Consider the following 26,364-nt stretch of genomic DNA (forward strand, 5'->3'; position numbering starts at 1 on the left):
GCGACAGCCGGGACCGCTGTCGGCGCTTCCCAAAGCGGCTCTCCGCCAACTGCGGCTCAGGGTGGAAAGTAGTAATTACCCCCCCGCCCGGAAGCAGGCATTCGTTTCTGCGTCCGTCCCAGTCGTTAAAAGCGTTGTCGTTCGTCTCCGAAATGTCGATTATTACATGCTGTTCTTACCGGTTAGGCGGTGCGTATATCCGTTTTATTTACCGGCTCTTACGCTTGCGTTTGCCGCTGGTGACCCGGCGCAGCACGTGGGATAGCTGGTCGGCCGAGTACGGCTTGTGCAGCAGCTCGAACCCATGCGCGCCGTTCTCGGCGAGCACGTGGCTGTAGCCCGAGGCCAGCACCACCGGCAGCCGGGGCAGACGACGGCGCAGCTCTTCAGCCAGGGCGATCCCGCCCATGCCCGGCATCACCACGTCCGAGAACACGACCTCGAACCCATCGCCATCCGTGCCGAGGCGGGTCAGTGCGCTCTCGGCGTTGGCCGCCCATTCCGTCCGGTAGCCCAGGTCTTCGAGGATCTGCGTCGCGAACTTCCCGACCTCGATGTTGTCCTCGACCACCAGCACCTTCTGGCCGATGCCACTAGGGGCCGGACCGGTGTCGTCGTCGGGCGTCTCGTGTTCGGTCTCCGCAGCGACTTCCGGCAGGTACAGGATGAACGTGGTGCCTACGCCGATCACGCTGTGCACATCGACGTCGCCACCGGACTGCTTGGCAAACCCGAACACCTGCGACAGGCCGAGGCCGGTGCCCTTGCCGACCTCCTTGGTCGTGAAGAACGGCTCGAAGATCCGCGCCATGTCCGCTTCAGCGATGCCGCTGCCGGTATCGCTCAGCTCGATCCTGACGAAGGGGCCATCCGCGCCTGCGTGGCCCCGGATCTGCGGCATGGCTGTTCCGCAACCCAGTCGCAGGGTCAGCGTGCCCTCGCCGTCCATCGCGTCACGCGCATTGACCGCCATGTTGATCAGCGCGGTCTCGAACTGGCTGAGGTCGGCCTTGATGAAACAGGCGTGGTCCGCCAGCTCGGTGACCACTTTGACCCGGGCGCCGGTCACCGTGTCGAGCATGTCGGCCACAGAGCGCAGGCGGTCACCCACGTTCAGCACTTCGGGCGTCAAGGCCTGCCGCCGAGCGAAGGCCAGCAACTGACCTGTGAGCTTCGCCGCCCGGTCCACCGTATCCGACACGGCATCCATGTACCGCTTGCGCCGGACCTCTGGCAGGTCGGGCCGGCGCAGGAAGTCCACCGACGAGCGGATAATGGTGAGCAGGTTGTTGAAGTCGTGTGCCACGCCTCCGGTCAGCTGGCCTACCGCTTCCATCTTCTGCGATTGACGCAACGCCTCGGCGGTGGCTTCCAGGGCGAGCCCCTGCTCCTTGGCCTCGGTTACATCGCGGGTCGTGGAGAAGATCCGGTCGCGGGTCGGCACTGCGTTCCAGGACAGCCAGCGATAGCTACCATTCTTGTGCCGGTAGCGGTTCTCGAACCCGATGACCGTCTCGCCCCGTGCCAGCCCGGCCAGCTCGACCGTGGATCGCTCCTGATCGTCGGGGTGGATCAGGTCGAAGACTGACCGACCGACTAGCTCTGCCTCGGACCATCCCAGCGCCGCTGTCCAGGCCGGGTTGCAGCTCACCATGCAGCCGTCGATGCGCAGCACGGACAGCAGGTCGGTGGCGTAGCGCCAGACCTCATCCAGCTCGGCCGTGCGTTCTGCCACCTCGTGCGCCAGCGTATCCGCTCGCTGGGCGAGTACGGCCGATGCAGTGCGCAGGGCGGTCACGTCCTGGACGAACACGTAGAACCCATCGACCGCACCGCTGGCGTCGTGCCGAGGAAGATACCGAATGTCGGCGATCCGCCGTTCCCCGTCCCGCCGCGGCCAATCCAAGTCCATCTGCACCGGCTCGCCCGCTAAGGCGCGCTCGATTTGGGCACGGCGCACTGCATAGCCATCCGCCCCGGCGATCTCCGGGATGGTCCGCCCGACGACCTCTTCCGGCGTCCAGCCAAACCACTCCCGGTAAGCCGCGTTGGCGAACCGGTAGGTCAGCGTGCAGTCCACGAACGAGATCAGGAACGGTAGAGCGTCGGTCACCAGCCGGAGTTGGGCTTCGCTGGCGCGCAGGGCGCTCTCCGCCATCCGCCGCGCGGTGGCTGCGCGGGTTCGTGCGGCGACCTCGCGGATGAACTCCAGCTCGTCGTCAGTCCACGCGCGCGGGGTAGCGCTGCATACGAACAGCAGCGCCACGAAGCGGCCATGCTCGAACACCGGGGCGTTGACCAGGGCTCGCGCGTTGACGGCCTCCAGCGCCGCAGCCTGTTCGGCCGTGCGCGGGTCCTCGCGGGCATCGTTGATGACGACCGTCTCGCCTCGCTTGAGGTCCTCGACGTAGCTACCGAAGGACCGGAACTGGAGTGTGCCGGCGACGGAGGCAGCCCCACCGCTGGTCCAATCCCGTTCGACGGTGATGGTCTCAGCCTCCGCGTCTACCAGCCCGTAGCCGACGAGTTGCACATCGAGGACCTGCCCGAGAACACCACTCGCCACATCGGCCAGACTGGCGGTGTCGGCATCGTGCTCTGCGAGCTGGTCGCTGAGTTCCAAAAGCGCCTTGCGCCGCACCTCGCCATCTCGCAACGCCACCCCGGTCAGATGCTCGATGGTGCGGTCGCGCATGATCTTGACGAAGCCAATGTGGCTGCCATCGTCGTCACGCAGCGGCATCATCTCGCCCGATGCCCAAAAACGCTCCTCACCCTTTTTCAGGTGCCAGCGTTCATCGGGGGCACGGCCCTGAGAGAGGGCCGTGGTCATCTCATAGGCGACCCGACCGTTGGCCCGGTCCTCCGGCGTGAAGAAGCGTCCGGCGTCCTGGCCGCGCATCTCGTCAGCGGTCCAGCCCATGACGTGTTCGGACCCGCTGTTCCAGCCGGTGATGATCCCCTCGTGATCGGTCACGACGATCGCAAAATCCAAGGCGCTCTCGAACACCGCGTTTTGCCGGGCCGCGTCCATGCTGCCGCTGCGAACCCGTTCGCGCAGCCGGCGCACCTCGGCTTCCAGCTCCTCGCGCGAGAGGCCGCTCAAATCACGTCCAGGCAACCCAGGGTTTTCCTTCGAGGGCCTCCTCCAACTGGAGGATAACCATTTCACACCGACGCCAGTCTCTGGAGCCTAACGCAATCTAAGTCTAGATCGGGCCAAGTCGGCTGAACGGCAACGTCAGGCTCGCTACATTTCGCGAGGCGTCCGGGTGATTTTAGGCTGGACCTCGGACGTTTGGGGCCAGCTGACCCGCCAGCAAGCAGACCTTCCGAAGGACCGTTTTGGGTCGAGACCAGATTCTCATCACGGGTACCAAGTGCCAGATTTCGGCCACTGGCGCGAGACCGCTATCGCCGGTCCGCTCTTAGAGCCCGTCCGGTAAGGGTCTGAGGCGGGGTTGAGTGGCCGGGATGGCGATGATTCCAGGAGGGTGCTGAAGCCTGACCTGGAAGCGCCATGTGGACCCCGACCACCCGGCGGCAGCATAGCCGCGTGGGCCTTCGCTATGAAACCGACCTTACCGACGCCGAGTGGGCGGTGATCGAGCCACTGATGCCGAGGCCAGCGCCCTGTGGCCGGCCTCCGCTCTGGACGACACGGGAGGTCCTGAACGCCATCTTCTACGTTCTGAGGGGTGGGATCTCCTGGCGGTTGATACCCAAGGATCTACCGCCGCGCTCGACCACGTTCGGCTACTTCAGCCGCTGGCGCGACACAGGGCTGTTTGGCCGGATCAACCACCACCTGGTCATGGCCGATCGCGAGCGAGTCGGACGGGAAGCCTCACCATCTGCCGCGGTCCTCGACAGCCAAAGCATCAAGACGACGGAGAGCGGCGGCCCGCGCGGCTACGATGCCGGCAAGAGGGTCAAGGGGCGCAAGCGCCAAGCGCTGGTCGACATGGACGGGCGCGCGCTCGTCCTCGATCCTCAGCCTGCCGACGTACAGGACCGCGACGGAGCCGTGCCGGTGCTGCGCCTGTCGCGTCGGACCTTCCCGTTCATCGCCAAAGCCTTCGCCGATGCAGGCTATGCCGGCAACAGACCGGCGACCGCCACGATCATCACGGTCGAGATCGTGCGCAAGCCGCCCCATCAAGTCGGCTTTGCCGTGCATCCACGCCGCTGGGTGGTCGAACGGTTCTTCGCCTGGATCAGCCGCAATCGCCGCCTCTGGAAGGACCCAGAGGCGACTATCGCCTCGGCCAGAGCATTCCTCTACGCAGCAGCCGTCATGATCCTCGTCAGGCGACTGGCCCGCTCAGCCTGACTTCTCGGACGGACTCTTAGCACGTGGATGTGAGGATCGCCTGAGCTAGGCATAAGGGAACAGCCTACCGGCGGCTCTTATCCGAGTCCTGATGGGGCGCGGTTGGCACGGGCCCGGCATCTGCGGAATAGGTCGGCCGCACGACGGCGGCGTGGGCAGCGATCGGAACTCAATCGATCCGGTGCCCCTCAATCACCGCCCGGTGCTGCGCGTCCTGTTGCCCCTCGATCGGTGGCTGCATGGTATCGAGCCAAGGCGGCACCGTAGGCCATCCCCGGGGTCCCGGAGCGCCCATGCGGCACCCCGAAACTCTGTATCGGCCAAGTATGGCCTACCGGCGCCCGGCGGGCGGTTTGAGCGGGCCCGAGAAGACGGACCAGCTATGGTCCGGTGACAAACGGTTTTCGCGGTCTCGGTCGAGGGCGTCTCGCACATCGGGTCCGCTCGCGCCCTTTAAGGCTCTGACAGATGGCGGAGCGCTGCGCAGGCAATAAACAGTCCCGAAGCGCTCGCCGTTGGACCTAATTTCCTTGATTTGGACGGCATGGCGCCGCAGCCGTTTGGCTGCGGAGGGCATTTTCCCGAAATCATAGACAGTGAAATCGTCCACGTCCCCATTTGAGTTAGTGCGCTCATTCGCGGACATAGCCGTCATCAGCTCGCCCAGCTCAGAAAGGTCGAAAAGCGACCGCTTGCCGACGCGGAGAGTTTCCAGCGCACCTTGCATATGCCGGTCCCACGGCGGCAGGCCCGCAATTTGGGCCTCGCGCTTCTCACGCGAGACCGGCGGCGGCACTGCCGGATGGTATCGGGACACGTCCCGGCCTTTGAGGTAGCGCCAGAACGCTGCCAGCCGCTCCGGGCAGCCCCGGATTTCATCTAACGTTTCGTAGTAACGCAGCTCTGGCCGGTTATCGAGGTCGATTTGGCACCGAACGAAGAAAATGCGCCGGTCGTTTTCCTCGATCAAAAGCGAATTGTTATAGTTGGACGACGCAACGACCCGTGCATGGTTCCGAATTGCAGCGGTATCCTTGCCTTTGCGCTCAACTTCGATGTAGTCACCTTCGACGCCCGGGTCCACGATTTGCTTAATCGAGGAAGTCACCGCGGCCATGTTATGCGCGGTCGAGCCTTCCGGCAGCTCTTTAATCGAAATTATCCGGCACCCCTCGACTTTCGACAGAATGAACCGGCGAGCCGCCTCATTGGTCATCTTCGTGCCGTCGATTTGACTACCCATGCCCCGTCCGACGCCATCGAACATGGAGATGAGCATCTGAATATAAGTCGATTTCCCAACGCCGCTTTCGCCCACCAGCAGCAGCATGTGGCCGGGACGTTTCCCCGTCTGGACCATGTAGGCTAGGGTATCCAGCTCATAATTTGCCAGCTCCCCGAAGACGCGCCGGGTAAATTCCAGAATGGTGTCCACGTCTCGATGGGCTTGTCGCGGGTCCGCCGCTGGCTTTTTTGCGAAGAGCTGTACGCGCGGCAAAAACCGCATATTCACTTCGCGGGTGACCGAGCCATCCGGGTTTTCCTCGGCTACAACCTCGCCCCGAGCGTGCAGCGGGCTTCGAGTTTCGCCGGTGTAGAAAATGTCTCGGTGGCCGCGCTCCAGGTCTCGGAGAAATTCCCACATCCCGTGCTTTGGATCAGCCCATCGCTCAACCGACCGAAGCTCTTGCACAAGGTCGATATCCTGTTGGGTTGTTTCGTGGCGCCACCAATCCTGCACCGGCCATTCTCGGCTTGGGTCCCATATCGTGCGCATCTGCATGGCCTTGGTGCCCGTGCGCGTGTTCACGTGGCCGAAGACGTAGCGAGACCGCACCTTGTCGAGTAGGTCGGCCGCAGCGTCCCGTTTTTTGGCCTTCTCGGCTCGGATTTCTCGCATATCGGCCGGCCCGGCGCCGGCAAACTCGACCCGGGCAGAGGCGAAGACACCGGCCCGCTTGAAACGCCGGTCGAGGCTGTGGCGGTCCACGCGGACGCCGCGGCCCAAGCTGTCCCAGCACTTCCAGAAATATTCATCGGGGCACCAGTCCGGGTCTTCGCAGGCCCATGACGCCACGTGTTCCACGTTGTCGTCCGCCTCCGCGCCGAGCGCCGCACGGATGGCCGCCAGCATGGACACGAATTCGTCCCGGCTCTCGAAATTCTCCGCATTGTTCGGGATGCGGTCGAGGCCGTCGAAAATATCCCGTACCGGGAAAATCGGGTCTTCGGCCGAATAATCCCGTTCCTCGCCCGGCGTGCGCCCGCCGGTCGCGCGCGTGATTTCCCCGCCTTCCGCCTCTAGCAGCTCGCGGAAAACCTCGACAAAGCGCGCCACGTCGGAATTGCTGATGCGCTCGATTTCGTCCGACTGGAAAAGGTCCGCAAGGTCCCAATCCGGATGCCAGCCGTACAGGTCGCCGCTCGGGTGCGTCCCGGCAATGAGGTATTGCAGGCCGGTGCCGATAATGTCGATTTTATGCAGCGCGTGGCGCTCATCCTCGCCTTTCAGGCGGTAGGACAAATGCCGGCCGCGGACCAGCTCGGCTTCGTCGCCCGGGTTTGTGCAGCGGAACGCGTACAGCCGGCGCGGCCCAGTGCCCCGGGTGCGCTCGGCGTAGCAAGCCTTATCCCCGAACGTGAGGCTCAACGCGCGCTCGACCAGCCGGCGGGCGTCCTCCGTCTCGGCGTCGCTGTCGATACCGGGTGCGAAGCGGCCGAGAATGCCGACGTTGGGCGTGGGCCACGCCTCGATCGCAGCCAACTCCCTTTTTGGCACCCCGTCGCTGGTGTAGCCGCCGCCAAGCCCGCGCCAGTCGTCGGACCGGGAATTATAACGGCCAGGGGCTTTTCCTAGGACGCCTTCGTCTAAATCACCCACGCCAGAAATCTTGGCGTCAACGGGCGCAATCGGGAGCAAGGCACGGGCCGGAATACCGGCTTCGCGAAAACGATGTGTTGCCTCGCCAAAATTCGACGTTGACTTGCCACGGTCCTTCATTAATTTGGCTTTCGGTTGCTGGAGTGGGCTTTGGGAAAGGTCCGTGCTCAGCGCGCCTTGGGGGCGGGGGTGTTATCCTAGCGGGTACGCCCCCGTTCTGTTTTCTGCGCCTTGACCGCTTCAAGGCGATTGGCGAGCGCAGTATTCACGAACCGCTCACGTCGCTCGACATTCGCCAGCGTGACGCCGGGCAATCTCGGTCGGTCCTTCGCGCCGTGGGCTTCCAGCGTTTCAAGCAAGTCGTAATAAACGTCAGAAGATGGAGACATGCCCCAAGCGCACACCCAGTGCTCCGGTGCGGCTTCGGGCCAAATCGGATCCTTTACCGCCTTGCCTGATAGTCGGTTCTCTCGCTCGACTGACGCCCGATAGTCCATTTCGGCGGCGTGATCCCGCTCTACATCAGTCAAATTGTCATCGGAGCGAACGTATCTGACTTCTGAAATCTCTTTCATTCGGGCGATGATAGAGAATGCAATCGTGTCTTCGTTGTCAGGCATGTGTACAGGCCTCGCAAGTTAGCTCGGATTTGTGTTGAGCCGTCATGCGAAGTGGTCGTCGCACGGAAACGCTCGGTCGCCCGGATCGATGTTCAAACGTATCGATACTTGGACGGGCGCGTCTGGTTTATCCCAGGTCTCGGTCCGGTAAAAGATGTTTTGCAAACAACTTGTTGAGCGTCAAATGGCGTATGACCATGGAAGATGCTCAAAAAGATTTGCGATGAATTGAGCGGCCAGCCAGTGAAAAGGGGCCCTGCGAGCGCCCCTTTGATGAATGTCGGTGATTTGCTTGCGGTTGAGGTTCGAATTTCACTCCCTCTCAAACGGCACGGTGACGATCATTTCCGCGGTCTCTGAGCGGTAAAGCGTGATCCGGTCGGCTGTGCGAAAGGCAAATGTGCCGGCCGGAAGCTGCGGGCTAAGCGCAAATGAGCCTTCGCCCATTTCCAGGACGTGCCCGGTACGAATACCCTTGCGGACGATCCGGGCGAGGCTCCGAGCGATGAAGTCTGGCGGCAGATTTTCGGGGCCAGCACCGAGCACCCCGTCCACCGGATGGCCATGCGTGCGGTAAGTGCGCAGTCTGGCGTTTTCGATGCCGGCGACGTGCCGCGGTGGGGCTCTGAGTGTCGGTGCCGGAGAACTCCCGGAGGCTGGGTTATTGCGCGCGGCGGGCTGTGGGTTTTTCATGGGCGTACCGTTCCCTTGTCGTACCAAGGCTGTGCGGTAGGCGCCGGGCCGTCGTCGGAAGCATTGGCCGGCGCCGCTTCAGCGGTGTAGCGGCACGATCGCGCTTAGACCGTCGCTCACGGCTGTCGAGGCGGCCTCAAGGCGAGGGAAGGGGCATCCTCGCGTCTGTGGCCGGGGAAGGCGCTGTGAGGGGCTGTACCGCCCGCTGCATCAGCCTGCGCGTTGTGTGATGAAGTCCACCAAGGCGCCTTGCTGCCAGCCGAGCTTGCTGCCGCTCAGCCGCACCGCCTTGGGGACCTTGCCGGCTCGGTTGAGGCGAAGCCAGTGCTGGACAGAGAAACCACAGAAGGCGGCAGCCTCTGCAGCGCCGACAACCCGCTTGCGCGCCATCTCGGGCGGCAGGCTGTCGAGATAGGCGCGGGCTACCGCTTCACTCCGTTGAGTAGGACGGGACATTCTCTCGCTCCGGGCCTCACAACACCGTGAGGCTTGGGGCAAGCTGCCGCCTGTGAGGGTCGTTTGCAAGCAAAATTTTGAACTGGTGGCGTGGATGTTCTGGCTACGATGGGTGGGATGGCGGTATCTATTGTAGCCAGCTTTTGGCGGTGGCTCATTTTTCTCGGTGGGTGCGAATTAATTCGGTGACGTAATTCGACCAGGAATTTAATGCGACCTTTTTCTCTGTCGCATAGGACGCGCGATTATAGACGCCGGCCACGCCCATTTTCGCGGGGCCTGTCACGTGATTTACGACCGCCTCAACCACGTGCGGCAAAATCCCGAGATTTTCGTTCATGTGCGTGACGACGGTCCGCCGCAGGTCGTGAAGGCGCCACGGCGAAATCCCGACCGCATTTCGGCCGGAGAACCAGACGCGAGACTCATTAATTCGATTGTCGAGCGAGATTTTTGCTCGGGACCATCCCTGAAATGGGCCTTCTCGATCGCCGAAAATCAAATCCTTTCCGTTCCGCACCGGTGCGCCGTCTAAAATGGCCAGGGCGTCCGCAGATAAAGGCACATCGTGCGGGAGCCCGTTTTTCGTGCGCTCGGCCGGAAGGCGCCAAAGGCCGGCGTCGCGGTCGATTTCCGACCATCGTATCCCCGCAACCTCATTGCGGCGCTGGCCTGTCAGGAGGAGCAAGCGCACGATGCGGCCGTGGTCGTCGTCACGGCAAGCAAGCCAAATTTGCCCAATTTCCTCGCGGGATAAAACGCGGGTGCGGCTCGTTTCTTCGACGGCTTTTCCAGTCGCCACGACCGGGTTTAATTCGACCAGCCCTTGCCGCATCGCCCATGAGAAAAGGGCGGATAGGCACGTGCGACCGCGATTCGAGGCATGAGGGCCATGCTGTTCGGCAACCTCATTGACCCATCCCGCTACGTCGCGGCGGGACACCGCGTGAGCCGGCATTTCATGCAACGGGACAAGATAGCGGCGTAGGTAACGGTCGGCCTCGGCATATGAAGTCGGCCGCAGGCGCTTTTCCGCCTGCTTGAGGTAGTCCGTGGCGATACCGGATAGGGTGACGGCAGCGCGGGCGCGGGCCTGCATTTTCTCTGTCTGCGGATCGCCCCCGAGCTGCGCCTTGGCGAGAATGTCTTTTGCGCGCTTGCGGGCTTCCTCGGGGTCGAGAGTGGCGGCGTTCGCCAGCGTGACCCGGCGGTGTTTAGTGCCGACCCGGTATTGCACCACCCATGTGCGCTTCCCGCCTGCCCTGAGCCTGATCCCGAAGCCGGGCAGGGCATCATCGAAGACGATCCGCTCGCTTTTTCCCGGCGGAATTTCGAGCGTGCTGATGTTTGCTCGGGACAAACGCATGGGACCTGACTGGGAAGCGCATGGGAAGCACAGTGGCGCTTCCCGGAGGGCCGTTGATGCCGCCAATTGCTCGCGCTCGGAAGAGGGTCGGGTGCCGAACCCATTGCCGCCATGTAATTAATTTCGGCGGAAAATGCGGCATGATGCCGAATGATCACACCGGCTCTCGGCTTTACACGGAGAGGGTCGGGGGTTCGAGTCCCTCACCGCCCACCAGCGCTCCGGCGCCGCGCTCTGTCGACGGTGAGGGGGCCGGCTACCGGTAGCCGCCGTTCGGCAGCCGTCCGTGATACGGCGTGTTGCGGCAATGGCCCCACGGTCCGCGCCAGTAGCCGGGCGGGCAGCCGTTCCCCGCCCGCACTTGGTACCAGCCGCCAGGCAGCGGCCCGACATACGGCGTGCTGCGGCAGTGGCCCCAGGGACCGCGCCAAGCTCCCGGCCCGCATCCCCCCGCCACCAGGGTGATCGGCGCCGCGATGCCCGGATCGGCCAGGACCGGCATCGCCTGCGCCCCCGATACCGGCAGCGCCGCCAGGGCCACGGCCGCGGCAGCTTTGGTTAAAATATTCATGATTATTCTCCGAGTAATCGTACCGTATTGATCGCCCCGATCGAGCATCTAACCCGTCAATATGCTCTCGGGATGCATTAAATATTGGCCATGAAAGAGAACGGTTTCGGGAATGCGGCCGGGGCGATGCATCGGCGCGGCGCTTTCGCGCCGGGCATCCCGCGGCTGCGGGGGCCGCGCTGCCCGCCGGGCCGCCCGCCGGGCGCGGTGAAGACGTGTCGCCGGAGATCTCAACCGGAAGTGGTGATCGGTGAAGCTGAAGACAAATCCCTGAACCGGGATGGGCAGTCATACCTAGGAATTGGTACTGTAAGCGTCGGAATAGACATGGGCATTCTCGCGCGATCACTTCGAAGCGGAGGGCGCGATGCCAGTCACGATTCCGGATCGCCTGGGGCTCGCTGTCCCCGATGCCGGGAACGGCCTCTCCGCCCGCGTGGCCGAGGCGCGGTCGCGGCTCGTCCGCTGGATCGTGGGCAACCGGGCGGCGGCGCGCGTCCCGACCCGGCTCCTGACCGAGGACGAGATCGCCGCGTTCCGGCGCGACGGCTTCGTCACCGTCCCGGCAATCACCACCTCGGAGGAGCTCGACACGCTGCGCGGCGCCTACGACCGCCTGTTCGAGGAGGCGCGGGGCTGGAAGGACGGGAGCCTGTTCGACCTCGTCGACATCGACCGCGGCGCCAGCGAGGCGCGCTCGCCCCAGCTCCTCAATCCGTCCCGCTTCGAGCCGCTCCTCCGGGACATCCTGTTCCGGGCCAACGCCCTGGCCATGTCGCGCCAGCTCCTGGGGAGCCGCGCGGCCCTCGTCTTCGAGCACGCGATCCGCAAGCCGCCGAAGATCGGTGCGGCGACCGCGTGGCATCAGGACGAGGCCTTCTACGCCGCCTACACGAATTACCGGGCGATCACGGTCTGGATGCCCCTGCAGGACGTGTCGCCGGAGAACGGCTGCATGCTCTACGTTCCGGGGAGCCACAGGGAGCCGCTCCTCACCCATCGCAGCATCGGCGGCGATCCGCGGATCCACGGGCTCGAGGCCCTCGGGGTTCCGGTGGAGCGCGCGGTTCCCTGCCCACTGCCGGCGGGCGGCGCCACCTTCCACGATTGCCGGACCCTGCACTGCGCCGGGCCGAATCTCAGCGCCGGGCCGCGGCGCGCCTACGCCCTCGGCTTCGGGGTCCGCGCGCCCGGGCACACGCTCCGGCACGAGCATCCCTGGAACGCCGAGAAGCGCACGCTGCGGCAGGAGCGCGAGCGGCAGGCCCGCGGCGGGCTCGCCCGGCTGCGAGCGGGCGCCAAGCAGCAGATCAAGGCGCTCATCCGCTGAGAGAGGCCCCGCGCGGGGCCCGTCAGGCCGCCGAGCGCACCGCCAGGGCCGCGCGCACGACCGCGTCGGTCTGAAGGTGGTGGAGCATGTGGCCGGCCCCCGGCAGGCGCTCGAACCGCGCCCCGGGGATCAGGCTGGCCGCGCGCCGGCCGTGCAGGGCGGTGTTCACCACCAGGTCGGCGCTACCGCCCAGGATGCGCGTGGGGCGGCGCAGGGACGGGTAGCCGAGGACGCTGCGCGTGAGCCCCGGCCAGAGCCAGCCTGCATCCTCGCCCTCGGCGGTGATCTGCGCCGGGCGGCCCGCGAGGGCGAAGGGGAAGTCCCGCGCGAAGCGCGCCGGCATCGCCTCGGGGAAGAACATCGCGTTCCACAGGAGCGGGAGCAGCGCCCGGTCGCTGCTCGCGCCGAGAAGCGCCGACAGGGTGTCGCCGCCGAACGGCAGCGCCCGCGGCCCGAACAGCACCTGCTCCAGCCGCGGCTCGGGGAAGCAGATCGGCGCGAGGGCGACGATGCCGGCCACCTCGTCCGGATGGAGCATGCCGTAGGCGAGGGCGACCGCGGCCCCGAACGAGTGGCCCAGGATGACCGGGCGGTCTAGGCCGAGGCGCCGCACCGCTTCCCGGATGGAGGCCGCCTGATCCCAGATGTCGGCCGCACCGCCCCGCGGCCGCCGGCTGAAGCCGTGGCCCGGGCGATCGACGGCGACCACGCGGAAGTGCTCGGCCAGCGCCGGCACGGGGCCGAGCCAGACGTCCTCCAGGCACATCAGCGTGCCGTGGATCGCCACGAGGTCCGGCCCGGCGCCGGTCTCCGCGTAGGCGATCGTCCGGTCGTCGGCCAGGGACACGATCTGGCGCGGCACGATCCGGGGATCGGCCTCGGCGCCGGTCCCGCTCCCGGCCTCCCGTGCCGGTCGGGCGGGGCCGGGCAGGGTCTCCATCGCGACGGCCACTTAGAGGCGCCGCCGCCGTCCGGACGAGGTGCCGAGCACCGCGAAGGCGGTGGCCGCGCCCACGCCGAGGAGGCCGGCCGCCGCCGCGAGGGGATGAAGGGTCGCGCGGGTGTAGGCGCTGGTCCGCATGACCGGGACGGGCGGGTCGCCCCGGGTCTCGCCGGCCGCCACCGGGGCGTGCAGGGCGCCGTCCGGGTTGCGCGGCGCGCTCCCGCGCTTCTGCAGGGCGATGATCGCCGGGCCGAGATAGTCGTAGGCGCCGGGGGCGAATTCCTTGCCGGCCACGAAGGCCTTGCCGGCCCCGCCCACGAAGATGTCGCGCTGCGGGTGCACGGCCGCGTGCAGGATGGCGTTCGCCACCTCTTCCGGCGGGTAGATCGGCGGCGGCAGGCTCGGCTCGCGGTCCATGTAGTTGCGCGCCCGCTGGGGCAGGGGCGTGTCGATCGAGGCCGGCTTGATCAGCGTCACCGAGATCGGCGCGTTCTCGTCCATCAGCTCCATGCGCAGGGCGTCGGTGAAGCCCTTCACGGCGTGTTTCGAGGCCGCGTACATGCCCTGGAACGGGAAGGCGAGGTCGGAGGCGATGCTGCCGACGTTGATGAGGGCGCCGCCGTGCTGGCGCAGGTGCTCGGTCGCCACGAGGGAGCCGTAGACGGTTCCCCAGAAATTCGTCTGGATCAGGCGCTCGTGGTCGGCATCGCTGATCTCGCGCAGCCGGCCGTAGATCGAGCCGCCCGCCACGTTCACCCAGGTGTCGAAGCCGCCGAAGGTCGCCTCGGCCCGGTCGGCCACCGCCTGCACGTCGGCCCGCCGGCCGACATCGGCGACGACGTCGATCGCCTTGCCGCCGACGCCCTCGATCTCGGCCCGGATGCGCGCCAGGGCGTCGCCGCTGCGGGCCGCCAGCACCACCCGGGCGCCGCGCTCGGCCGCCATCCGGGCCGTGGCGAGGCCGATGCCCGACGAGGCGCCGGTGATCACGATGACCTGCTCGCGGAGCGGCTTGTGCTTCATGCGGTTCCCTCGACGCTGCGGTGCGGCCGCACCGGAGCGGCCCCACGCTAGGCTATCGATCGGGACGGCCGCATGTTCCGGGCGCGCCCGCGGGTGATCGGGTCGCAGGCGCCAGGCCGGGGCTCAGCGCCCGTAGATGTCCTCGACGCGGATGATGTCGTCCTCGCCGGTGTAGGAACCGACCTGGACCTCGATCAGCTCCAGCGGGATCTTGCCGGGGTTGGCCAGGCGGTGCATCGAGCCGATCGGCAGGTAGACCGCCTCGTTCTCGTGGACCAGCACCACCCGGTCGTCGATCGTGACCTCGGCGGTGCCGCGCACCACCACCCAGTGCTCCGCCCGGTGGTAGTGCTTCTGCAGCGACAGCCGCCCGCCCGGCACCACCTGGATCCGCTTCACCTGGAAGCGCTCGCCGAGATCGATGCGCTGGTACCAGCCCCAGGGCCGGTACATCCGCAGATGCGCGTCCGCCTCCGGCGCGCCCTGCGCCCGCAGGGCGCCGACCAGCTCCTTCACCTTGCCGGACTGCGCCTTGGACGCCACCAGCACCGCGTCGGGGGTCGAGACCACCACCACGTCCTCCAGGCCCACCACGGCGGTCAGGCCCTCGCCCTGGCTGTGCACGAGGCTGTTCTTCGTGCCGATCAGCGACACCCGGCCCCGCACGGCGTTGCCGGCCTCGTCGTGGTCCAGCACCTGCCAGACCGCGTCCCAGGTGCCGACATCCGACCACGCGAACGACACCGGCAGCACGCCGGCCCGGGCGGTCCGCTCCATCACCGCGTAGTCGATCGAGATCTTGGGCGCCTGGGCGAAGGCCGCCGCGTCGAGGCGCACGAAGTCGAGGTCGGTCACCGCCGCCTCCAGGGCCGCGCGCGCCGCTGCCAGCACCTCGGGGACGAACGCTTCCAGCTCGGCCAGCATCAGGTCGGCGCGGAACAGGAAGTAGCCCGAGTTCCACAGGGCGCCGTCGGTGATCAGCGCCTCGGCGCCGGCCCGGTCGGGCTTCTCGACGAAGCGGGCGACGCGGGCCGCGCCCGGGGCCTCGGCGATCGGCTCGCCGCGGCGGATGTAGCCGTAATCGGTCGCGGGCCGGTCGGGCTCGATGCCGAGGGTCATCGTGTAGCCGGCCTGGGCGCCGGCGGCCGCGCGGCGCACGGCGTCCACGAAGGCCGCCGTGTCGGGCACGACGTGGTCGGCGGCCATGATCAGCACCACGGCCTGCGGGTCGCTGGCGGCGGCGTGGAGGGCTGCGACCGCCACGGCGGCGGCGGAGTCGCGGCCCTGCGGCTCGAGCAGGATGTCGGCGGAGAGACCGAGCTGGTCGCGCTGCTCGGCGACGATGAAGCGGGCCTCGGCCGAGGCGATGACGGTGGGCGTGGCGAAGACGGACGCGTCCGACACCCGCGCCAGCGTCGCCTGGAAGGTCGAGCGCTCGGCGTCGACCAGACGGGCGAACTGCTTGGGCATGCTCTCCCGCGATGCCGGCCACAGCCGCGTCCCCGTCCCACCGCACAGGATCATCGGGTGGATCTGGATCGAAGGCCCGGACATGGCGACGTCTCCCGAGAGGGCTCGGCGGGGTTGGCGCGGCCGAGCCCGCCCCGCGCGGGTGCGATGGACTCTCGGGCGCCGATTTCAGGATCTGCCCTTACCGTCGGGCCGGGACCGGAACAACCTGCGCGCATTATCCGCGCGTCGACGGGCTGGCTCCGTGCAGTGGGAAGGTTATCTCTGGCCTGACATGAACGGACCCGTCCCCACCCCTCAGGCCGACGACCCGGCGCCGTCCCCGCGCCGGATCCCCTCGGTCGAGCGCCTCGTCGGCGGCGCGCCGCCGACCGATCTCGAGGCCTACGGGCGGACGGCCTACACGGACGCCGTCCGGGCGGTCCTGGCCGGGATCCGGGCCGGGGGCGGGCCCGTCCCGGACGCGGCGGCGATCCGGGCCGCGGCGTCGGCGCGACTCGCCGCCGAGCGGCGCCCATCCCTGCGGCCGGTCTTCAACCTGACCGGGACGGTGCTGCACACCAATCTCGGCCGCGCCCTGCTGCCCCGCTCGGCCGCGGAGGCGGTGGCCGCCGTGATGGTGCAGGCGAGCAATCTCGAATTCGATCTCGAGACCGGAGCCCGCGGCGAGCGGGACGACCACGTCGAGGGCCTGATCTGTCGCCTGACAGGCGCCGAGGCCGCGGTGGTGGTGAACAACAACGCGGCCGCGGTCCTGCTGGTGCTGAACGCGCTCGCCATGCGCAAGGAGGTGGTGGTCTCCCGCGGCGAGCTCGTGGAGATCGGCGGCTCCTTCCGCGTGCCGGACGTGATGGTGCGGGCCGGCTGCCGCCTGCGCGAGGTCGGCACCACCAACCGCACCCACCTGCGCGACTACGCGGAGGCCCTCGGGCCCCGCACCGGCCTCGTGATGAAGGTGCACCCGAGCAACTACGCCATCGCTGGCTTCACGGCGGCCGCGGATCCCGTCGCCCTGCACGCCCTCTGCCGGGAGCGCGGCGTGCCGCTGGCGGACGATCTCGGCAGCGGCAGCCTCGTCGACCTCGCGGCCCACGGGCTGCCCCCCGAGCCCACAATCCGCGCCGCCCTGGAGCGGGCCGACGTCGTCACCTTCAGCGGCGACAAGCTGCTCGGCGCGGTCCAGTGCGGCATCGTGGCGGGCCGGAAGGACCTGATCGCCCGCGTGCGCAAGAACCCGCTGAAGCGGGCCCTGCGCGTCGACAAGATGACCTACGCGGCCCTCGAGGCCGTGCTGCGGCTCTACCTGCACCCCGAGCGGCTGCGCGCGGAGCTGCCGACCCTGCGGCTCCTCACTCGCGCGCGCGACGCGATCGCCGCGCAGGCCGAGCGCCTCGCCCCCGCGGTGGCGAAGCGGCTCGCCGGCCGCGCCACAATCACGGTCGCCGACTGCATCAGCCAGATCGGATCCGGTGCCCTGCCGGTGGAGACGCTGCCCAGCGCCGCCCTGATCCTGACGCCGGCCTCGGCGGGAGGCCGCGGCGCGGGCGGGCGGTGTCGGCGGCTCGCCGAGGATCTGCGCCGGCTCCCGGTGCCGGTGATCGGCCGGATCAGCGACGAGGCCGTCCGCCTGGATCTCCGGACGCTCGAGGACGAACCGGGCTTCCTCGACGCCCTGGCGGCGCTACCGCCGGTCGCGAACGGGAGACGAACCCCATAGGGTTGTTAAGAGAACGGGCCTGACGCCCGGAGCTTGCGCGCCGGCATCCCGTGTTATGGTATGATGACGGACCCGCGGTCGCGGTCGAGAGTGGCGGTGCGTGGACCGCGATGGGCGAACGATATGGCGTACAGTGCCGATACGGCTGAGGCGCAGCCGGAGACGGATCCGCTGCTTCTCGATAACCAGCTCTGCTACGCGCTCTATGCTGCCGCGCATCGGATGACCAAGTCGTACCGGCCGCTGCTCGAGCGGCTCGGACTGACCTATCCGCAATACCTGGTTCTGCTGGTACTGTGGGAGCAGGACGGCGTCACGGTCTCCGAGATCGGCCGGCGCCTGCGCCTCGATTCCGGCACGCTCACGCCGGTTCTGAAGCGCCTGGAGAGCGCGGGCTTCCTGCTCCGGACCCGCCGCCAGTCCGACGAGCGCGAGGTCGAGATCGCCCTGACGCCGGAGGGCGCCGCCCTGCGCGCCGACGCGGTCTCGGTCCGCGAGAGCGTGATGTGCCAGCTCGAACTCAGCGAGCCGGAGATCCGCGCCCTGCGCAAGGATCTGAGCCTCGTCATCGACCGGCTCAGCGTGAACGACTGAGAACCGCCCGGATCCGGGCACGCCGCTCCGGAGCTGGCTGCTTCACCGCCGCAGGCGGTTGCCCAGGACGAAGCCGTAGAGGCCCATCAGGATGATGCCGACGCCGCCCTCGATGCCGACGAGCAGGTTGGTGACGCGGCCGGTGGGCTTCAGGCCGATCTCCGGCGGGTTCGCGGTCATCATGTTGAGCGCGCTGTAGCTCAGGAGATCGAGGGGGTTGTAGGTCGGCCCGGCCTCCGGCCCCTCCAGGATGAACAGGCCGCCGGTCAGGCCGAAGAGCCCGCCGAACAGCACGATCAGCAGCGCGAAGGCGCGGGCGATGCGCGACAGGCTCTCGCCGTAGTCGCAGAGCCACTCGACGAAGCGGTCGGCGGTCCAGCGATAGCCGTGCCGCAGGACGCCGGACCAGTCCCGGCCGGACCAGGCGGCGCGGGCCTGCTGCCCGGCATGGAAGCGGCCCATCCGGCGGCCGCGCTTGTAGGCCCAGCTCGCCGCGTCGTGGTTGCCGATGCTCTTCCAGTTCTGCTCGAGGGCGAGGTAGCTCGCCTGGGCGGCGTCGTAGGCGCAGGCCACCTCCTCGCCCACCGCCCCGCCGAGTTGCTCCACGCTCATCCGCGTGCCGTTGAGCCACGCGCCGGCGAAGCGGGCGTGCCGCAGGCGGCAGGTGGCGAGGTTGAGTCGCACCAAGTCGGTGTCCGAGAGATCCGCCCCCGAGAGATCGGCGCCGTCGAGCTTCGCCCCGGCGAAGTGCGCGCCCCGCAGGCGCGAGCCGGCGAGGCTCGCCTTGGTCAGGCTGGCCTCGGCGAAATCCGCGTGGGTCAGGTTGGCGTCGGCGAGCTTGGCCTCGTCGAGGCGCGCGCCGCGAAAGACCGTGTCGTCCGCGTCCGCCCCGGAGAAATCCGCGCCCCAGAGATCGGCTACGGCGAAATCGGTCCCGTCGAGGAGGGCGCCGGACAGGTCGGCGAAGCGCATCGCGGCCTGGCCGAACCGGGCGTCCTCCAGCATCGCCCCCGCGAACTTCACCTGCCCGGCGACGATGCCGGTGAAGTCCGCCCCCGAGAGATCGGCCTCGGACAGGTCGGCGGCCTCCAGGATCGCCCCGGTGAAGCGCGTCGAGCGCCCGACCGCGCCGGTGAGGCTCGCCCCGCGCAGGTTCGCGCCGGAGAGGTCGGCCTCCTCCATGCGGGCGCGGGACAGGTCCGCGCCGACGAGCGCCAGGCCGCCGGATTCGGCGTCCGTGACGAGGCCGGCATCCGGCACGGCCGCGAGGGCGCCCGGTCCGGCGCTCAGCTGCGACAGGTCCGCGCCCGGCTCGCGCAGGGGCGCCCCGGCGGCGATCCGGCCGACGAGCGCGCGCAGCCGCGATTCCACCGGAGCGTCCGGTCGCGCGTCGGGGGGAGTCGCCTGGTCCATGGTCGTTCCTTGCCGGAAGGTGCGACCGGACGCCAGACGCTCCGCTCAGGGTGCGGTGGTCGCGGCCGTCACCCGCACGGTGATCGCCTTGGCGGCGGGGGTCTTCGACTGCTCGTCGTAGTGCCAGAGCGGCAGGAGGACGTTCAGCTCCGGGTAGTACCCGGCGCAATTGCCCTCCGGGATGTCGTAGGCGATCACCCGCAGGCCGCCCACGCGCCGCGGCACTTGGTCGTCCGCCTCGGTCGCCACGTCGACGCTGATCCCGTCCCTCAAGCCCAGCCGCGCGATGTCCCGCCGGTTCATGAACAGCACGTCCCGCGTGCCCTTAACCCCGCGGAAGCGGTCGTCGTAGCCGTAGACCGTGGTGTTGAACTGGTCGTTCGACCGCAGCGTGATCAGGTCCAGCACGTCCGGGCCGCGGTCGGGCAGGTCCGGGTCGGCCTCGAGGCCCTCGGGCACCGCGAAATTCGCCCTCCCGGTCTCGGTCTCCCACTTGCGGTCGCGGGCGCCGAGCGGCTTCGTCAGGCCGCCGGGCTGGAACATCCGGCCGTTCAGGTCGTGGAACACGCTCGGGTAGGTCGCCTCGATCGCGTCGCGCACCCGCCCGTAATCGGCCACCCAGGCATCCCAGTCGATCCGCGGATTGGGCGGCAGGGTCGCCTTGGCGATCTCCGCCACGATCCAGGGCTCGGAGCGCAGGTGCGGCCCGACCGGGTCGGCCACGCCCCGGGATCCGTGGAAGCGCGCGGTGGAATCCTCCATCGACACCGCCTGCCGGCCGCTCGCCTGCTGGTCGATCTCGATCCGGCCCAGGCAGGGCAGGATGTAGGCGACGGTGCCGTTGACGAGGTGCGAGCGGTTGAGCTTGGTCGAGATCTGGACGGTGAGGCGCTGCCGCCGCCAGGCCGGCTCCATCCGGGCAGTGTCGGGAACCGCCCGCAGGAAATTGCCGCCGAGCCCGATGAAGGCCTTCACGCGCCCGTCGAGGAGGCCCTCGCAGGTCTCGACGGTGTTGAGGCCCTTCTCCCGCGGCGGCTCGAAGCCGTAGAGTTCCCGCAGCTTGTCCAGCGGCGCCAGCTCGGGCTTCTCGGTGATGCCGACGGTGCGCTGGCCCTGCACGTTCGAGTGGCCCCGCACCGGGCAGATCCCGGCGCCGGGCTTCCCGATATTGCCGCGCAGGAGCAGCAGGTTCACGAGCATCCGGACGGTCTCGGTGCCCTTGCGGTGCTGGGTCAGGCCCATCCCGTAGATGCCGATCACCGCCTTCGCGCGGGCGTACACTCCGGCGGCGGCCTCCAGCGCGGTCCGCGTCAGGCCGGAGCGCCGCTCCAGCGCGGCCCAGTCCTGCCCGTCGCAGAAGGCGACGAAGGCCTCGAAGCCGTGGGTGTGCTCGGCGATGAACGCGTGGTCGAGCACCCGGGGCCGGCCGGCGGCCTCCGCGGCCCGGTCGAGGGCGAGCAGGGCCTTGCACAGGCCGGTGAGCGCCGCGAGGTCGCCGCCGGCCTTCACCTGATGGTACTGCGTCGAGATCTTCGTGGACGAGCGGGTGAGCATCTCGACCGGCGATTGCGGGTCGGTGAAGCGCTCCAGCCCGCGCTCGCGCAGCGGGTTGAAGGTGATGATCTGCGCCCCCCGGCGCCGCGCCTCCTGGAGCGGGTGCAGCATCCGCGGCGCGTTCGACCCGACGTTCTGGCCGAAGAAGAAGATCAGGTCGGTGGTCTCGAAATCCTCTAGCAGCACTGTGCCGACTGGCGCGCCGATCGATTGCGGCAGCGCCACCGAGGTCGGCTCGTGGCACATGTTGGAGGAGTCCGGCAGGTTGTTGTTGCCGTAGAGGCGCGCGAGCAGCGCCCACATGTAGCTCGTCTCCAGGGATGCCCGGCCCGAGGCGTAGAACACCACCGATCGCGGGTCCTGCGCGCGCAGGTCCTCCAGCTCCCGGCCGATCTCCGCGAGGGCCTCCGCCCAGGCGACGGGCCGGTAGCGGTCCGTCGCCGAGTCGTAGCGCATCGGGTGGGTCAGGCGGCCCTGCTCCTCCAGGGCGTAGTCGCTCCAGCCGAGGAGCTCCGTCACGGTGTGCTCGGCGAAGAAGTCCGGCGTCGCGCGGCGGCGCGTCTGCTCCCAGGCGGTCGCCTTGGCGCCGTTCTCGCAGTACTCGAAGGCGAGCGGCTTGGCGGGCTTCGCCCAGGCGCAGGACGTGCACATGTACCCGTCCGGCTTGTTCTGCTTCAGCAGCATCGCCGAGCCGGTGACCGGCACGCCCTCCCGGGTCAGGATCTCGACGAGGGAGCGGGCCGAGCCCCAGCCGCCCGCCGGCCCGTCGTAGGGCTCGATCCGGACGTCGTCGGTGTTCTGATCGGCCATGGCGCCCTCCACCCGGCGCAGCGATCACCGGACCGGGGGAACGCGCGAGCGGGCGAATGGGATCACGGGCGCGTCACCGCGCCCGCGCACGGGTTCCCTTGCCGGTGCCGCGGCCGTAACGTCGACAAGCGGACCAACCGTCGGAGGAGAAGATTATGGCCAGCGTCGACGTCGACATGGTGAAGTGTGCCTGCCAGGACTGCGTCTGTGTGATTCCCGTCTCCAAGGCCGTGTCGCGGGACGGCAAGGCCTATTGCTGCGACGACTGCGCGGACGGCCACAAGGATCACGCCGGCTGCGAGCACGCCGGCTGCGCCTGCCACGGCTAGGGCCGCCTCCGATCGCGTTTCGACGGTCTGGAGAACGCATCTACGTTCGAGACAGCCGCGACGCGCCCCCTCTCCCGTCCGGGAGAGGGTTGGGGTGAGGGGCACGACGTTTCCGGATCGCACGCCATCGCGGCTCGGCCAGGTTGCCCCGCGTTCGGACAGACCTGATCCCTCACCCTGTCCCTCTCCCGCACGGGAGAGGGGACCCGCGCCTCGCTCGGGACAGGCTCCGCGATCGTCGCCGTCCCGACCTCGGTGAGATGAGGCCTCCCAGAGGGTCAGGCGCTCTCGTTTCGGGGCGCCGAAGGCGGGCCCGGAATCGCAACGCTCCGTCGGTGTGAGACCTGCCGACCCCGGCACTGCATCACCGGCTCCGCGGCGCGACCCCCGGATGGCGGGCGATGGGCGCGCGGTCAGGAGACCGCGGTGAGCTTGTCGGCCATCGACTGGTCCTTGTCCCGGCGCGTCGAGAAGATCAGCGTGAAGAAGGTCCGCTGGACGCCGAGCTCGGCGAGCTTCGCCTCGCACCGCTCCGCCAGCGCGCAGATCTCCGACAGCTCGCCCTCGATGTTCGTGCCGTTGGGATGCATCGTGGCGGTGAGTCCGCTCGACTCGATGATCCCCTTGATCTCCCGCACGTAGGGCGAGACCGACGGGCCGACGCCCATCGGCACGATGCAGAGGTCGGCCGAAACTTTCATGGTGCCTGCCTGATCCGGGAGGGGCGGCCCCGGCCGGCAGCGCGACCGGAAGCGGGGCGAGCGGGCAGCCTATCGCCGGCCGCGGCGACTTTCCAGCGCGGCGCCGGCGGTCACGCCTCGCCGGTCTCCAGCGCCGCGGCCCGCACCGAGGGCAGGCAGGGATTGGCGTTGTCGCTGCGCCACGCGAGCCACAGTTCCGGCCCGGTCGTGGCCGGCAGGGCGATCGGCCGGAGCCGGATGTCGGCCATGCTGTTGCCCCGGGCGCTGCCCGGCACCAGGGCGACGCCGATGCCGGCGCCGACGAGGGCCAGCATCGCGTGGACTTGGTTCACCCGCTGCACGATCCGCGGCTGCACGCCCCCGGCCTCGAACAGCCGGTCGAGCAGGTCGATGAAGTAGCGCCCGCCCCGGGGCGACCACGTCACGAAGGCCTCGCCGTCGAGGTCCCGCAGGGTCGGCGCGCGCGCCGCCGCGAGGCGGTGCCCGCGCGGGACCGCGAGCAGGAGCCGCTCGCGCGCCAGCGGCGCGGTGGCGATCGCGGATTTCGGATCCTGCAGGACCGGGGCCGGCCGCAGGATCGCCAGATCGGTGCGGTTCTCGGCCAGCGCCAGGATCTGCTCGTCCGAGACCATCTCCTCCAGCACGAGGTCGACCTCGGGCAGCGTCCGGCGGACATGGGCCACGACCTGCGGCAGCGTCCGGTAGGCCGAGGCGGCGGTGAAGCTGAGGCGCAGCACCCCGCTCTCGCCCCGGGCGGCGCGCCGCGTGATGCGCGCCGCGTTCTCGGCCGCCGCCAGCACCCGGTAGGCCTCGGCCAGGAAGGTGCGGCCCGCCGGGGTCAGGCGCACCGCCCGGGTGGTCCGCTCCAGCAGCGTCACGCCGAGGGTCTGCTCCAGCATCTGGATCTGCCGCGACAGGGGCGACTGGGTCAGGTTCAACCGCGCCGCGGCCCGGCCGAAGTGCATCTCCTCGGCGACGGCGACGAAGCTGCGGGCGTGGCCGAGGTCGAACATTGATGCAGGATCCGGGATAATCCAGCCAAAATCAACGTTGGACGCATTTAACGCCGGCGCCTAACCCCGAACGCGACACCGAACGGTGCGTTCCAGGGAGAGAATCGATGGCGAGCATGACCCCGGCCGAGATGGCGCGCGTGCTGGGCTCCGGCCTGCTGTCCTTCCCGGTCACGCATTTCCGCGACGATCTCAGCTTCGACGAGACCGCCTACCGGGACAATCTCGGGCGCCTCGCCGACTACAGGGTGTCGGGGCTGTTCGCCGCCGGCGGCACCGGCGAGTTCTTCTCGCTGACGCCCGCCGAGATCGACCGCGTCCTGCGCGCCGCCGTCGAGGAGACCCGCGGCCGGACCCCGGTCATCGCCCCCGCCGGCCAGGGCACCGCCCTGGCGGTCGAGATGGCCCGGGCCGCCGAGGCCGCCGGCGCGGACGGGATCCTGCTGCTGCCGCCCTACCTGGTCGGCTCCGAGCAGGCCGGTCTCGCCGCCCATATCGAGGCGGTCTGCCGCGCGACGTCCCTCGGGATCATCGTCTACAACCGCGCCAACGCCCAGCTCAACGAGCAGACGCTGGCCGGCCTGTGCGAGCGCTGCCCAAACCTCGTCGGCTTCAAGGACGGCGTCGGCGACGTCGAGCTGATGACCCGGGTCTACGCCGCTCTGGGCGACCGCCTGACCTATATCGGCGGCCTGCCCACCGCCGAGACCTTCGCGCTGCCGTACCTGGAGATGGGCGTCACCACCTACTCCTCGGCGATCTTCAACTTCCTGCCCGAATGGGCGCTGTCCTTCTACGACAGCGTCCGCCGCCGGGACCGCGACGCGGTCTACCGGGAGCTGCGCGACTTCGTCCTCCCCTACATCGCGATCCGCAACCGCAAGCGCGGCTACGCGGTCTCGATCGTCAAGGCGGGCATGAGCGCCGTCGGCCGCCACGCCGGCCCGGTCCGGCCGCCGCTGACCGAGCTCGACGCGGCCGAGCGCGCCGAGCTGACGACGCTGATCGGCGACCGTCGCTGAACCCCCGCGACGCGCACAACGACGGATCCGCCGAGCCAACGGCGGCCACGACCCGCTTCCTGGATCAACCGGGCGGCAGAGAGCCAGGGAGAACGTCCATGAGTGCCAGTTCGACCGGCGCGCCGAGCACCCTGCTCGACGCCGCCGACGCGGGTCGCCGCACCCGCGTCCGCCTGCTGATCGTGGCGATGCTGTTCGCCGCCACGACGATCAACTACGCCGACCGCGCGACCATCTCGATCGCCGGGCCCGACATGGCCAAGGAACTCGGCCTCTCGCCGGTCCAGATGGGCTACGTCTTCTCGGCCTTCGCGTGGTCCTACGTCCTCGCCCAGATCCCAGGCGGCTGGCTCCTCGACCGCTACAGCGTCAAGTGGGTCTACGCCGCCGCCGTCGCCCTGTGGTCGGGCTTCACGCTGGTCCAGGGCGCCGTCGGCTTCTTCACCGGCCTGACCGCGGTGGTGCTGCTCTTCGCCCTGCGGCTCGCCGTCGGCCTCACCGAGGCGCCGGTCTTTCCCGCCAATGCCCGGATCGTCGCCGCGTGGTTCCCGACCCGGGAACGCGGCATGGCCTCGGCGTTCTTCAACTCGGCGCAGTACTTCGCCACGGTGCTGTTCACGCCGCTGATGGCGTGGATCGTCCACAATTTCGGCTGGCACCACGTCTTCACCAGCATGGGCCTGCTCGGCATCGTCTTCGCGGTGGTGTGGCTGCGCGTCGTCGACAGCCCGAAGAACCACCCGTCGATGAACCAGGCGGAGCGGGACTACATCGAGGCCGGCGGCGCGCTGCTCGACATGGACGGGCAGAGCCGGACCAAGCAGGGCGATGCCGGCCGGACGCTGCGCCAGCTGCTCGCCAACCGGATGCTGCTCGGCATCTATGTCGGCCAGTACTGCATCACCGTGCTGACCTACTTCTTCCTGACGTGGTTCCCGGTCTACCTCGTCAAGGAGCGCGGCCTGTCGATCCTGCAGGCCGGCTTCGCGGCGGCTCTGCCGGCGCTCTGCGGCTTCATCGGCGGCATCCTCGGGGGCGTGATCTCCGACCTGCTCCTGCGCCGCGGCTTCTCGCTGACGGCGGCCCGCAAGATCCCGATCGTCGGCGGCATGCTGCTGTCGATGAGCATCATCGGCTGCAACTACGTCCAGGCGGACGCGGTGGTGGTCGGGCTGATGGCGCTCGCCTTCTTCGGCAAGGGCATCGGCGCGCTCGGCTGGGCGGTCGTCGCCGACACCTCCCCGCGGGAGAGCGGCGGCCTCTCGGGCGGCCTGTTCAACACCTTCGGCAACACCGCCGGCATCACCACGCCGATCGCGATCGGCTACATCGTCCAGAGCACGGGCTCGTTCAACGGCGCCCTGGTCTTCGTCGGCCTGAACGCCCTCGTCGCCTGCTTCTGCTACCTCGTGGTGGTCGGCGAGATCCGCCGCGTCGAGCTGAAGGCCCACTGACCCGCCCGCCGGACCGGCCGCCGGCCGGTCCGGCCCCGCATCGATCCCGCCTCGCGCCCGGCGCAGACCGG

At 68.7% G+C, this 26,364-nt stretch carries 21 protein-coding genes; 7 read left to right on the forward strand and 14 right to left on the reverse strand.

Going from position 1 to position 26,364, the window contains the following annotated elements; all coding sequences use genetic code 11:
• Nucleotides 1–208: 208 nt before the first annotated feature.
• A complete protein-coding gene (locus LOK46_RS27590; protein ID WP_273564708.1) occupies nt 209–3,034 on the reverse strand; it encodes a PAS domain S-box protein in 2,826 nt (941 codons plus the stop codon).
• A gap of 486 nt (nt 3,035–3,520) precedes the next feature.
• Between LOK46_RS27590 and LOK46_RS27595 the strand changes: the two genes are divergently transcribed.
• Nucleotides 3,521–4,333, forward strand: coding sequence for an IS5 family transposase (locus LOK46_RS27595; RefSeq protein ID WP_043075003.1), 813 nt, complete (start codon nt 3,521–3,523; stop codon nt 4,331–4,333).
• Between the two features lie 331 nt (nt 4,334–4,664).
• Here the strand turns inward: LOK46_RS27595 and LOK46_RS27600 are convergent, their stop codons facing one another.
• The 6 genes from LOK46_RS27600 to LOK46_RS27625 all read right to left on the reverse strand — a co-directional run bounded on the left by LOK46_RS27600 (nt 4,665) and on the right by LOK46_RS27625 (nt 10,920).
• On the reverse strand, nt 4,665–7,334 hold the full coding sequence (locus LOK46_RS27600) for a primase-helicase family protein (protein WP_273561500.1): 2,670 nt from the start codon (nt 7,332–7,334) through the stop codon (nt 4,665–4,667).
• Nucleotides 7,335–7,411: 77 nt separating this feature from the next.
• A complete protein-coding gene (locus tag LOK46_RS27605; RefSeq protein WP_273561501.1) occupies nt 7,412–7,834 on the reverse strand; it encodes a hypothetical protein in 423 nt (140 codons plus the stop codon).
• Between the two features lie 312 nt (nt 7,835–8,146).
• Nucleotides 8,147–8,527: a hypothetical protein gene (locus LOK46_RS27610; protein WP_273561502.1), complete on the reverse strand. Its 381-nt coding sequence runs from the start codon at nt 8,525–8,527 to the stop codon at nt 8,147–8,149.
• Between the two features lie 210 nt (nt 8,528–8,737).
• Nucleotides 8,738–8,983 (reverse strand): helix-turn-helix transcriptional regulator, encoded by a 246-nt coding sequence (locus tag LOK46_RS27615; RefSeq protein WP_273561503.1) that lies wholly within the window; start codon nt 8,981–8,983, stop codon nt 8,738–8,740.
• A 154-nt stretch (nt 8,984–9,137) separates the two neighbouring features.
• Nucleotides 9,138–10,349 carry a tyrosine-type recombinase/integrase gene (locus LOK46_RS27620; RefSeq protein WP_273561504.1) on the reverse strand — a complete coding sequence of 404 codons (1,212 nt, stop codon included), beginning with the start codon at nt 10,347–10,349 and terminating at the stop codon, nt 9,138–9,140.
• Nucleotides 10,350–10,605: 256 nt separating this feature from the next.
• The gene (locus LOK46_RS27625) at nt 10,606–10,920 is read right to left on the reverse strand and encodes a GCG_CRPN prefix-to-repeats domain-containing protein (protein ID WP_273561505.1); all 315 of its coding nucleotides are present in this window, start codon (nt 10,918–10,920) and stop codon (nt 10,606–10,608) included.
• A 367-nt stretch (nt 10,921–11,287) separates the two neighbouring features.
• Here LOK46_RS27625 and LOK46_RS27630 point away from each other — a divergent pair, with 367 nt between their 5' ends.
• A complete protein-coding gene (locus LOK46_RS27630; RefSeq protein WP_273561506.1) occupies nt 11,288–12,250 on the forward strand; it encodes a phytanoyl-CoA dioxygenase family protein in 963 nt (320 codons plus the stop codon).
• A gap of 22 nt (nt 12,251–12,272) precedes the next feature.
• Here LOK46_RS27630 and LOK46_RS27635 read toward each other — a convergent pair whose 3' ends face one another.
• The 3 genes from LOK46_RS27635 to LOK46_RS27645 all read right to left on the reverse strand — a co-directional run bounded on the left by LOK46_RS27635 (nt 12,273) and on the right by LOK46_RS27645 (nt 15,770).
• Nucleotides 12,273–13,202 (reverse strand): alpha/beta fold hydrolase, encoded by a 930-nt coding sequence (locus tag LOK46_RS27635; protein ID WP_273561507.1) that lies wholly within the window; start codon nt 13,200–13,202, stop codon nt 12,273–12,275.
• Nucleotides 13,203–14,216 carry an SDR family oxidoreductase gene (locus LOK46_RS27640; protein ID WP_273561508.1) on the reverse strand — a complete coding sequence of 338 codons (1,014 nt, stop codon included), beginning with the start codon at nt 14,214–14,216 and terminating at the stop codon, nt 13,203–13,205. It lies immediately after the preceding gene.
• A gap of 123 nt (nt 14,217–14,339) precedes the next feature.
• Complete coding sequence (locus LOK46_RS27645; RefSeq protein ID WP_273561509.1) at nt 14,340–15,770, reverse strand: mannose-1-phosphate guanylyltransferase/mannose-6-phosphate isomerase; 1,431 nt, start codon at nt 15,768–15,770, stop codon at nt 14,340–14,342.
• Between the two features lie 190 nt (nt 15,771–15,960).
• On the opposite strand from LOK46_RS27645, the gene selA reads away from it, so the two are divergent.
• Both selA and LOK46_RS27655 read left to right on the forward strand, forming a co-directional pair.
• The gene (selA, locus tag LOK46_RS27650; RefSeq protein WP_273561510.1) at nt 15,961–17,403 is read left to right on the forward strand and encodes an L-seryl-tRNA(Sec) selenium transferase; all 1,443 of its coding nucleotides are present in this window, start codon (nt 15,961–15,963) and stop codon (nt 17,401–17,403) included.
• Nucleotides 17,404–17,526: 123 nt separating this feature from the next.
• On the forward strand, nt 17,527–17,997 hold the full coding sequence (locus tag LOK46_RS27655; RefSeq protein ID WP_012322045.1) for a MarR family winged helix-turn-helix transcriptional regulator: 471 nt from the start codon (nt 17,527–17,529) through the stop codon (nt 17,995–17,997).
• Between the two features lie 42 nt (nt 17,998–18,039).
• Here the strand turns inward: LOK46_RS27655 and LOK46_RS27660 are convergent, their stop codons facing one another.
• The gene (locus LOK46_RS27660; RefSeq protein ID WP_273561511.1) at nt 18,040–19,410 is read right to left on the reverse strand and encodes a pentapeptide repeat-containing protein; all 1,371 of its coding nucleotides are present in this window, start codon (nt 19,408–19,410) and stop codon (nt 18,040–18,042) included.
• Between the two features lie 45 nt (nt 19,411–19,455).
• Complete coding sequence (locus tag LOK46_RS27665; RefSeq protein WP_273561512.1) at nt 19,456–21,774, reverse strand: FdhF/YdeP family oxidoreductase; 2,319 nt, start codon at nt 21,772–21,774, stop codon at nt 19,456–19,458.
• Between the two features lie 155 nt (nt 21,775–21,929).
• Between LOK46_RS27665 and LOK46_RS27670 the strand changes: the two genes are divergently transcribed.
• Nucleotides 21,930–22,103: a metallothionein gene (locus LOK46_RS27670; protein ID WP_273561513.1), complete on the forward strand. Its 174-nt coding sequence runs from the start codon at nt 21,930–21,932 to the stop codon at nt 22,101–22,103.
• A gap of 413 nt (nt 22,104–22,516) precedes the next feature.
• Here LOK46_RS27670 and LOK46_RS27675 read toward each other — a convergent pair whose 3' ends face one another.
• On the reverse strand, nt 22,517–22,804 hold the full coding sequence (locus tag LOK46_RS27675) for an MTH1187 family thiamine-binding protein (protein ID WP_273561514.1): 288 nt from the start codon (nt 22,802–22,804) through the stop codon (nt 22,517–22,519).
• A 110-nt stretch (nt 22,805–22,914) separates the two neighbouring features.
• A complete protein-coding gene (locus LOK46_RS27680; protein ID WP_273561515.1) occupies nt 22,915–23,817 on the reverse strand; it encodes a LysR substrate-binding domain-containing protein in 903 nt (300 codons plus the stop codon).
• Nucleotides 23,818–23,924: 107 nt separating this feature from the next.
• Between LOK46_RS27680 and kdgD the strand changes: the two genes are divergently transcribed.
• Both kdgD and LOK46_RS27690 read left to right on the forward strand, forming a co-directional pair.
• Nucleotides 23,925–24,839 carry a 5-dehydro-4-deoxyglucarate dehydratase gene (gene kdgD, locus LOK46_RS27685; protein WP_273561516.1) on the forward strand — a complete coding sequence of 305 codons (915 nt, stop codon included), beginning with the start codon at nt 23,925–23,927 and terminating at the stop codon, nt 24,837–24,839.
• A 98-nt stretch (nt 24,840–24,937) separates the two neighbouring features.
• Complete coding sequence (locus tag LOK46_RS27690) at nt 24,938–26,293, forward strand: MFS transporter (protein ID WP_273561517.1); 1,356 nt, start codon at nt 24,938–24,940, stop codon at nt 26,291–26,293.
• The last annotated feature ends 71 nt before the right edge of the window (nt 26,294–26,364 follow it).

This window comes from Methylobacterium sp. NMS14P, from assembly GCF_028583545.1.
GTDB lineage: Bacteria > Pseudomonadota > Alphaproteobacteria > Rhizobiales > Beijerinckiaceae > Methylobacterium.